General features: G+C 50.1%; 9 protein-coding genes and 4 tRNA genes. 2 read left to right on the top strand and 11 right to left on the bottom strand.

Annotation, left to right across the window (positions count from 1 at the left end; all coding sequences use genetic code 11):
* The 8 genes from tuf to P771_RS0110595 all read right to left on the bottom strand — a co-directional run bounded on the left by tuf (position 1) and on the right by P771_RS0110595 (position 4,059).
* The gene (tuf, locus tag P771_RS0110630) at positions 1 to 1,194 is read right to left on the bottom strand and encodes an elongation factor Tu (protein WP_028574930.1); all 1,194 of its coding nucleotides are present in this window, start codon (positions 1,192 to 1,194) and stop codon (positions 1 to 3) included.
* Positions 1,195 to 1,331: 137 nt separating this feature from the next.
* Positions 1,332 to 1,407 (bottom strand) — tRNA-Thr (locus P771_RS0110625).
* A gap of 23 nt (positions 1,408 to 1,430) precedes the next feature.
* Positions 1,431 to 1,507 (bottom strand) — tRNA-Gly (locus P771_RS0110620).
* 106 nt (positions 1,508 to 1,613) lie between these two features.
* A tRNA-Tyr gene (locus P771_RS0110615) sits at positions 1,614 to 1,699 on the bottom strand.
* Between the two features lies 1 nt (position 1,700).
* Positions 1,701 to 1,776: transfer RNA gene (locus P771_RS0110610), tRNA-Thr, on the bottom strand.
* Between the two features lie 105 nt (positions 1,777 to 1,881).
* Positions 1,882 to 2,709 carry an Mrp/NBP35 family ATP-binding protein gene (locus P771_RS0110605; protein WP_244147318.1) on the bottom strand — a complete coding sequence of 276 codons (828 nt, stop codon included), beginning with the start codon at positions 2,707 to 2,709 and terminating at the stop codon, positions 1,882 to 1,884.
* A 110-nt stretch (positions 2,710 to 2,819) separates the two neighbouring features.
* The gene (locus P771_RS0110600; RefSeq protein ID WP_244147317.1) at positions 2,820 to 3,365 is read right to left on the bottom strand and encodes a YqaA family protein; all 546 of its coding nucleotides are present in this window, start codon (positions 3,363 to 3,365) and stop codon (positions 2,820 to 2,822) included.
* A gap of 49 nt (positions 3,366 to 3,414) precedes the next feature.
* A complete protein-coding gene (locus tag P771_RS0110595) occupies positions 3,415 to 4,059 on the bottom strand; it encodes a protein-L-isoaspartate(D-aspartate) O-methyltransferase (RefSeq protein WP_028575128.1) in 645 nt (214 codons plus the stop codon).
* A 279-nt stretch (positions 4,060 to 4,338) separates the two neighbouring features.
* Here P771_RS0110595 and P771_RS0110590 point away from each other — a divergent pair, with 279 nt between their 5' ends.
* A complete protein-coding gene (locus P771_RS0110590) occupies positions 4,339 to 4,770 on the top strand; it encodes a CBS domain-containing protein (RefSeq protein WP_028575127.1) in 432 nt (143 codons plus the stop codon).
* Between the two features lie 169 nt (positions 4,771 to 4,939).
* On the opposite strand, the gene wrbA is transcribed toward P771_RS0110590, so the two are convergent.
* From wrbA to P771_RS0110575, 3 genes are read right to left on the bottom strand one after another with little or no spacing between them, the layout of a single operon-like run.
* Complete coding sequence (wrbA, locus tag P771_RS0110585; protein ID WP_028575126.1) at positions 4,940 to 5,548, bottom strand: NAD(P)H:quinone oxidoreductase; 609 nt, start codon at positions 5,546 to 5,548, stop codon at positions 4,940 to 4,942.
* A complete protein-coding gene (locus P771_RS18370) occupies positions 5,545 to 6,729 on the bottom strand; it encodes a tetratricopeptide repeat protein (protein WP_028575125.1) in 1,185 nt (394 codons plus the stop codon). The genes wrbA and P771_RS18370 overlap by 4 nt, the downstream gene beginning before the upstream one ends.
* A gap of 10 nt (positions 6,730 to 6,739) precedes the next feature.
* Positions 6,740 to 7,531 (bottom strand): ParA family protein, encoded by a 792-nt coding sequence (locus tag P771_RS0110575; protein WP_035244295.1) that lies wholly within the window; start codon positions 7,529 to 7,531, stop codon positions 6,740 to 6,742.
* 630 nt (positions 7,532 to 8,161) lie between these two features.
* On the opposite strand from P771_RS0110575, the gene P771_RS0110565 reads away from it, so the two are divergent.
* Positions 8,162 to 8,800 (top strand): C40 family peptidase, encoded by a 639-nt coding sequence (locus P771_RS0110565; protein ID WP_051617269.1) that lies wholly within the window; start codon positions 8,162 to 8,164, stop codon positions 8,798 to 8,800.
* Positions 8,801 to 8,803 lie beyond the last annotated feature (3 nt).

Raw genomic sequence — 8,803 nt, 5'->3', positions numbered from 1 at the left:
TTACTCCGTAATTTCCGAGACAACACCGGCACCAACTGTCCGGCCGCCCTCGCGGATTGCAAAACGAAGACCGGGCTCCATAGCGATGGGCGCGATCATCTCAACATCAAATGTCGTGTTGTCGCCAGGCATGATCATCTCTACACCATCAGGAAGGGTAACCACTCCGGTCACATCTGTGGTCCTGAAATAAAACTGCGGACGATAACCGCTGAAAAATGGAGTGTGACGACCACCCTCTTCCTTGCTCAACACATATACCTCTGCCTTGAATCGACGATGAGGGGTGATGGACTTGGGCGCTGCCAATACCTGACCACGCTCAACATCATCTCGCTTGATACCCCGCAAAAGAACCCCAACATTGTCTCCGGCCTGACCCTGATCCAGAATCTTGCGGAACATCTCAACACCGGTACAAACCGTCTTGTGAGTATCCTTGATACCAACTATCTCCACCTCGTCGCCTACCTTGATAATCCCACGCTCTACACGGCCGGTAACAACCGTACCCCGACCAGAGATGGAAAATACATCCTCAATAGGCATCAGAAAAGGCTTGTCTATGTCACGCTCAGGCTCAGGAATAAATGAATCGCAGGCATCCATAAGCTCCCATATGCACTTGGCATCATCTGCATCAGCACTCTCAGACTCCAAAGCCTTCAAAGCACTGCCATGAACCACTGGAGTATCATCTCCAGGAAAACCATACTTGGTCAAAAGCTCCCGAACCTCAAGCTCTACCAACTCCAAAAGCTCTGGATCATCTACAAGATCAACCTTGTTCAAAAAAACCACCAGACTGGGAACTCCTACCTGACGGGCTAGAAGAATATGCTCACGAGTCTGAGGCATAGGACCGTCTGTGGCGGCAACAACCAGAATACCACCGTCCATCTGAGCTGCACCAGTTATCATATTCTTGATATAGTCAGCGTGACCAGGGCAGTCCACATGAGCATAATGACGCTTGTCTGTCTCATACTCTACATGAGACGTGGCTATCGTGATCCCACGCTCCTTTTCCTCAGGTGCCTTGTCAATCTGGTCAAAAGCTACAAAACTACCTCCACCCTTCATGCTCAATACCTTGGTGACGGCTGCAGTCAATGTGGTCTTGCCATGGTCAATGTGACCCACCGTGCCAATATTAACATGCGGCTTCTTCCGCTCAAACTTTGCCTTTCCCATCTCTTCCCCCTATTTACTTTTAAGGATTTTCCCAAATAGTTTCCAAGTTCAGGCCTTGACTGCCTCTTGATCCTGCCCGGCCTGGCAACGACCGGACTTTAATATATATGTAAATGAGACTGAGGGTTTTACCTGAATGGAGCCCACGACCGGACTTGAACCGGTGACCTCTTCCTTACCAAGGAAGTGCTCCACCGACTGAGCTACGTGGGCCTGCATGCGACTGGCCATAAATATGGAGCGGGAAACGGGACTCGAACCCGCAACCCTCAGCTTGGAAGGCTGATGCTCTAGCCAATTGAGCTATTCCCGCCTCTGATTATTATGTAGTCAAGCAACAGGCAACCCCTGTCTCCTACAATGCAAAGCCTGCCTTATACAACAGGCAGGTCCGGACGTGCCGGACCTTAATTGAAAAATGGTGGAGGGGGGAGGATTTGAACCTCCGAAGGCAATCGCCGACAGATTTACAGTCTGTTCCCTTTGGCCACTCGGGAACCCCTCCATGGAGCTGGCGATGGGACTTGAACCCGCAACCTGCTGATTACAAGTCAGCTGCTCTACCAATTGAGCTACGCCAGCCAAAGGAAAAGGGAGATATATAAGTTCAATTGTTAAATTGCAAGAACTTTTTTCAATTTTTATTTTTTAATCCTGATCACCGGCCCGCCAGTCAGACCTGACTGATTACTTGTGCACTGTTGCCAAGGCTTCCAGACTGTTGATTGCTGTTTCTTCCACGGTGTCGGCCAGGGCTTTCAAGGCATCCTTGGCCGGGGAAGGACCGTCAATCAGGACCACTGGCCTGCCCAGGTCACCAGCGACCACACTGGCCGGATCAAGGGGGATGGCCCCAAGAAAGGACAAGCCATACTTGTCCGCCAGATCCCTGCCGCCACCTTTTTTGAACAATGACACTTCCCCCTGACAGTGGGGACAGATCAGTCCGCTCATATTTTCAACAATTCCCAGAATATTTGCCTTAGCATACTGAAGAAAGTTGATGGATTTTCGAACATCAGCCAGAGAAATCTCCTGGGGCGTGGTGACCACAACGCACAGGGCGTCAGGAATGGTCTTGAGAACTGTCATGGGTTCATCTCCGGTCCCAGGGGGAGAGTCAATGATCAGAAAATCAAGTTCCCCCCAGGCCACATCCGCTACAAACTGCCTTATGGCCGTTGTCTTCATGGGGCCTCTCCAGAGAACGGCCTGATCCGGATCCTGAAGAAGAGACTCCATTGAAACCACCGCAAGATTGTCATTATACATCTTGGGCTTGACCATCTTCCCCCTGTCTGCGTCCAGCAACCCCTTGATGCCCAGCAGATGGGGGACTGACGGACCATGGATGTCCACATCCAGTAATCCAACCTTCCGGCCTTTAGCAGCCAGGGCTGCAGCCAGGTTTACCGCCACCGAACTCTTACCTACCCCTCCTTTGCCGCTCATCACAAATATCTTGTATTTAATCTTGGAAAGGGTTGTTGATATCAGCTCATCCTGGATGGACATGGCAGGGTTCTTTTTTGCCTTAGCCTGGGACGGGCATGCTTTGCACGATTCAGCTTTTTCCATATTTTTTCACCTTTAAGTTCAGTGACCGGGCCAAGATTCGGTCCGGATCAGATAAATTTTATCAAAATAAAACCCAGAACAACCAAAACCAAGGTCAGACTTACGACCAGGTCAAATCTTTTCTCCAGAAAATCTCTGGCTCGTTCGCCTTGCCAGTAGATCACAGCAGCAACAAGATAGAACCGCAATCCCCGGCTAAGTACCGAGGCAATCACAAAGACTGCGAAGTTGATCTTAAAGGCTCCGGCAGTGAGGGTACACACCTTATAAGGAACAGGACTGATGCCGGCCACTGCAACAGCCCAGGCATCGTATCTATCGTACCATTCCTGAATAATTAAGTATTTATCAGCCAGGCCATAGAAATTTATTATGGCCAGCCCCACTAGCTCCATAAAAAAAAGACCGATGAAGTACCCGACCACACCTCCCAGAACCGAAGCAACCAGACAAAGGGTGGCCAGCCTGAAAACCTTGCGGGGCCTGGAGAGCCCCATGGGAATTAAAAGCAGATCCTGAGGAATGGGAAAAAAAATGGACTCGGTAAAGGCGACCATCATCAGGACTTTTTCGGCTCCCTTTTTGGCAGCCAAGTCCCATAGCCTTCCCATCAATTTCCGATAAAGCTTCAATTCCCTTCCCTTACCAGCCGAACCTTCCCACCAGATCCACAAAGGCTACGCTGCCCATATCCCTGCGGTCCACCTTGCCGCGGTCTTTGGAGACTTTTACCAGGGTCTGGCTCCTTTTGGTCGAGCCGACTGGAATAACCAGGATACCCGGGTCGCTCAGCTGCTCCACAAGAGGTTCAGGTACATCAGGGCCGCCTGCAGTGACCAGCACCCTGTCAAAAGGAGCTTTTTCAGGCCAGCCCATGGTTCCATCATCAAGCTTTGTCTTGACATAATGATACCTGAGATCAGCCAGCAGCTTTCTTGCTTTTTGATACAGAGGTTTGACCCGCTCCACTGTATAAACATCGGCCCCCATCTCTGCCAGGACTGCTGCCTGGTATCCAGAGCCTGTGCCGATCTCCAGGACTTTCATTCCCGGATCAACCTCAAGTATACTGCTCATGAGGGCAACTATATAGGGTTGAGAAATTGTCTGTCCGTGCCCTATGGGCAGGGGGTGATCCTCATATGCCTGGGCCTGAAGGGCCTCATCAACAAACAGATGTCTGGGAACGGTGCCCATGGCCTTGAGCACTCGGGGATTGGAAATCCCCCTGGCCTCAATCTGATTGCGGACCATTTTATCTCTGATTCGCCTGGGATCAATCGCCAACTGAAAATACTCCTGAAACAGTTTACTCTTAACAGCTCCAAAAAAAGTCCGGACAATCCCCTTGCATGGCCAATCCTTTTGGGCTGGAACAACCTTTGTCAGCTCATCGCTGGTAATCAAAGCACCTGCCCGGCACAAGGGCACCCATAAGAACTTTTCAGGGGGCTGTCCATTTTTTATTTTGATTAGCATGCAGGCCAAGCCTTGCATTGACTGCCCTGAAGCTCATGGGTTATGCTTGTTTATCCGGCTAATATCAATCAAACCAAGGACAGACCCATGCTTAAAGTCAAAGACATTATGACCACTGACATCTTCACCCTCAAAGAAACCGACAATCTTGCCCTGGCCAGATCGGTCATGAATATGGCCAGGATAAGACATATCCCCATTGTCAACGAAGAAATGCACTTTATCGGTCTTCTGACCCACAGGGACATCCTGGCTGCAACAGTTTCCAAGCTGGCAGATGTGGACTCCAGTACACAGGAAGAACTCGACCTCGGCATACCCGTCCTTGAGATCATGAACACATCTGTCAGGACCATATCCGGGAACGACTCCCTGAGGGATGCTGCTGCATTGCTTCTGGAGCATAAATTCGGATGTCTTCCGGTTGTTGAGGGTGAAAAACTGGTGGGAATTATTACTGAAGCCGACTTTCTAAACTTGACCATCAGTCTTCTGGATGCCCTGAGCGATGATGCCTGAAGTAAACCAACCAAGTCCGCACCAAATCTGACAGTCCGGTTCAGACAGGTTTGGGTCCAAAATGTTGTTGGCCCGAGAAAGACACCATGCCCTCAGAGCTGGCAAACCCCCCCAGCCGGGCCACCTGCTTTGGATGACTATGCTGGGGGGAGGAACCGTCTTAACAGGATCATCCAAGTTTGGCTGCTATTTCAGCTACGTGCCGTCCCTGGAACCTGGCTGCTTCCAGTTCATTCTCGCTTGGCATACGCTGGCCGTCTCCTCCAGCTATTGTCGAAGCTCCATAAGGAGAACCGCCTGTAACTTCGTCAATGCGCATCTGTCCCTGGAAAGAGTAAGGCAGCCCGACAATTATCATGCCCTGATGAAGCAGTGTAGTATGAAAGCTGAGGATAGTGGACTCCTGTCCTCCATGCTGGGTGGCTGTACTGGTGAACACACTGCCCACTTTGCCGATCAGGGCGCCAGAGGCCCACAACTTGCCTGTAGCATCCAGAAACTGACGCATCTGACCGCACATATTACCGAATCTTGTAGGTGTGCCGAATATGATGGCTGAAGCCTCATCAAGCTCATCCACTGTAGCAGCCTGAACATCTTTCATTTTATCCCGGGCTTGGAGAGCCCCCATTTTTTCCAGGATATCATCGGACAACGTCTCAGGAACCCTGCGCATATCAACCCTGGCATCACTGACCTGGCTCACCCCCTGGGCCACGGCCTGGGCCATGGCGTGGATATGCCCGTACATGGAATAGTACACAACTTTGACTATCATTTTTTATCTCTCCTTTTAAACACAAGGTTGATAAGCCGCTCAATTATGCCCGGGTCTTTTTTGGGAACCTGCAGGGCATTTATGCCCAGCCAGAGTCCAAGTCCGGCAGCAACCTGGAAATCCTTTCTGGCAGCAAATTTCTTGCCTGATTTTAGCAGAGCCACCCCTCTGTTGTGATAAGCTTCGGCAAAATCCCTTTTCAGGGCAATGGCCGTGGTGAAATCCTCCAGAGCTCCGTCCAGGTCAAAATCATCCAGATGGGCCAGACCACGGTCATTCAAGGCCTGCGGCCAGTCAGGCCTGAGTTCCAGGGCTGCATTGAGATAATAGACTGCCTTCTGAGGCGCCTTATAGGCACTGCCGTCCCACAGCTCATCAGCCCTAACCCGCCAGTCGTCGGCCTTGGCCTGCATTTCCCAGGCAGCCTCTTCTTTTTTCCTGGCTGCTGTCTTATGACTCAGTTTTTCAAGCTCCTGCTCCAGATTATGCTTTTCCTTTTGCAGTAATCCAAGCTCCTGATCCTTTTTCTTCAGACTGGCCTGATGGAGCTCTTCTTTTGTCTGGGCCTCACTAACCAGGACCTCCATCCTGTCAATCTCTGATTCAAGCAGGGACTTTTCCTTTTGCAACCCGGCAATGGTACTGTCCTTTTCAGACAATTCCCGGAGGATGTTTTCCCGGTCCTTCTCCAGCTTAAGTACCTTTTCAGCGTACTTCCTTTCCAAATCAGCCAGTTTTTTTTGATCCCCGGTCTTGTTTTGCAATTCATCCTGCAAACCCTTGACCTCGGTCTGAAGCTTGTCCAACTTGGCCTTGAGATGAGTCTTATCACTTTTGGCCTTGTCCAGCTCTAAGTCTTTTTGTTCTATTTTGGCTTCAAGTTTATCAAACTCTGCAAGAAGCATCTCCATTCGCTTGATAAGCTGAGCCTTGGTTTCCTTCATGGAAGGTTTTTGCCTGTACTCCGGGCCTGTCTGGACAGAACCAGCCGAAGCTTTAGTCCCGGACTTTTTCCTGCCCTTTCCTTGACCAGGTGATTTAGTTTCAGTCTTAGACGATCCACCGGTCCTGGAAATGCTGATTTCCCTCTGAAGCCTTGCCTCAGCCTGATCATTGAGAAGACTCTCCAACGCGCCTCTTCCCTGACTCTCATCCTTATGTGCGCGGGTTTCCTTGGGCATGGTTGTTCCTTTACTTGTTCTTGATTTCAGTATCTATTCTGCTGACCAGCTCTTGAGCAAAGGCCCTGTAGTCTGCACATCCCGAAGATTTGGGATCAAGATCACATACACACTTGTTGCTCAAGTTGGCCTTATTGATGGTGGTGTTTCTGCGAATCACGGCCTTGAATACCATGTCCTTGAAATACCTGTTAATAGCCTCCATGACCATCTGACCAGCCTTGGTCCTGGTGTCCACCATGGTCACCAGGGCACCAAGCAGCCTGATCCCGGAGCCGGAGTCTTCCCTTATGAGATCAATGGCCTGAATCAAATGATCCACCCCTTGCAGGGCATAGACTGATTCACCTTCTATGGGAAGAACATAGTAATCTGAAGCAGCAATGGCATTGGTTATGAGTGCTCCTTCAATCTGAGGAGGGCAGTCCACCAGGACATAGTCGTAATCTTCTTGCAGATCATTTAATTTGTTTTTCAGGCCGTAAATCCTCTTGGCCGAGTTGGCAGGCAACGAAGATACAAGGGGATAGGAGTGCAGGTTGGTCGGGATCAGATCTACGCCGCATGGCGTCTCCACCAGACAGTCTCTGATGGAAAGATCTTTATCTGACAAGAGGTCACCAACCGTTTTTTCATGTTCAAATGGATTGCTACGGCTCAGGGTAAGGGTGGAATTGCCTTGCGGATCAAGATCAATGACCAGTACTTTTTTATTTTTTTCAGCCAGGACCCTGGCCGTGTTGACCACGCTGGTGGTCTTGCCCACCCCGCCCTTGTAATTGGCAAAAGAAATAATCTTCATCCCCAGCTCCAGTTAAGAAAAACCTAAATTCCAGCCCGGCTTCCAGCTCTTTTCAGCAGTTTTTCATAAGCCTAATCTTCATCTTTAGTCAATGTTTTAATCATGAGAAGCCTTGCTGGCCAAGATTCAGGCCTGCTGTATTTTACTTTGAACCCCGGTCCAATAAGTGCCTGTTGTCGAGATCAAAAAAAACTGTTATTTTAAAACCAGCTACCTGCAGCATTATTCCAGGGCCAGAAACCTGTATGACCTTGAATAGATTTGATCAGTAAAGATTTTAATGGCTGCCTCGGGCTGGGGACAAGCTCAGGTCGTGAGGTCTGGCATTCAAGCCTTTCATTGAGATCCAAGGGAATCAAGGTGGATTTTATAAGCATTGTTGACGGCTTGAATGTAACCCTTTGACCATCAGGCAGGTTTAAAGCTATCCCAGGACCACCCCGGGAATCTCCACGGGGCATCAGATTTGCCGTTCAGAACCCCCAGACCCCTTTTAGGTTCCCTATGAAAAAAATTCTGCTCTTCCTGCTGGTGATTACCGTAAATGCTGCCCTGAATACAGGCTGTTCTCCCAAAGACCATCCCCGCCCAGCCCCCCTCCATCAGGTTGCTCCCGGAGAGCTGACAAGAATGAATTACAGTATCCAGGTTGGTGCCTTTTCTGTACTGGATAATGCGGTAAGACTCATGACAAGGCTGGAAGAGCTGGGACTGGAGGCCTACTATTTCAAAGACTCAGACGGGCTGTACAAGGTCCGTTTTGGAAACCACCCCACCCTTGAACAGGCCCACCAGGAAGCAAAAATGCTGCAGTCTGCAAAAACCATTCAGAATTATTTCGTGGTTGTTCCTGAAAGCTACGCTGCAGCCCGGATACCCCCCGCTGAGACCGAACTGCTGAGGCGTGAAATAGTTCGAACAGCCCACGGGTTTATCGGTGTCCCCTACAGGTGGGGAGGAACCTCAGAACAGTCTGGATTTGACTGCAGCGGACTGACCATGGTGGTTTACCGGCAGAACGGTCTGAATCTGCCCAGAGTTTCCCGGAACCAGTTCAATTCAGGACGAAAAATCCCCTTGCAGTCCATTGGATATGGGGATCTGGTATTTTTTGCCACTGCCCGGCCCAACCAGGTTTCCCACGTTGGAATATACATCGGCCAAGGCAGGTTCATTCATGCGCCAGCCACTGGCCGGAACGTAACCATTGAACATCTTTCCAACCCGTATTTCAGGTCAAGATTCATGGGAGCAAGGACCTATCTCTAACCC

Origin of the sequence: Desulfonatronovibrio hydrogenovorans DSM 9292, from assembly GCF_000686525.1 — a bacterium.
In the GTDB taxonomy this organism is placed as follows: Bacteria; Desulfobacterota; Desulfovibrionia; order Desulfovibrionales; family Desulfonatronovibrionaceae; genus Desulfonatronovibrio; species Desulfonatronovibrio hydrogenovorans.
Note: the sequence above shows the minus strand (reverse complement) of the source record. Positions and strands in the feature narration are given on the sequence as shown.

Excerpts from the sequence above, each read along its gene's own strand:
- tuf (WP_028574930.1), bottom strand. The coding sequence starts at position 1,194 with ATGGGAAAGGCAAAGTTTGAGCGGAAGAAGCCGCATGTTAATATTGGC.
- P771_RS0110605 (WP_244147318.1), bottom strand. The coding sequence starts at position 2,709 with ATGTCCATCCAGGATGAGCTGATATCAACAACCCTTTCCAAGATTAAA.
- P771_RS0110590 (WP_028575127.1), top strand. The coding sequence starts at position 4,339 with ATGCTTAAAGTCAAAGACATTATGACCACTGACATCTTCACCCTCAAA.
- wrbA (WP_028575126.1), bottom strand. The coding sequence starts at position 5,548 with ATGATAGTCAAAGTTGTGTACTATTCCATGTACGGGCATATCCACGCC.
- P771_RS18370 (WP_028575125.1), bottom strand. The coding sequence starts at position 6,729 with ATGCCCAAGGAAACCCGCGCACATAAGGATGAGAGTCAGGGAAGAGGC.
- P771_RS0110575 (WP_035244295.1), bottom strand. The coding sequence starts at position 7,531 with ATGAAGATTATTTCTTTTGCCAATTACAAGGGCGGGGTGGGCAAGACC.
- P771_RS0110565 (WP_051617269.1), top strand. The coding sequence starts at position 8,162 with ATGAATTACAGTATCCAGGTTGGTGCCTTTTCTGTACTGGATAATGCG.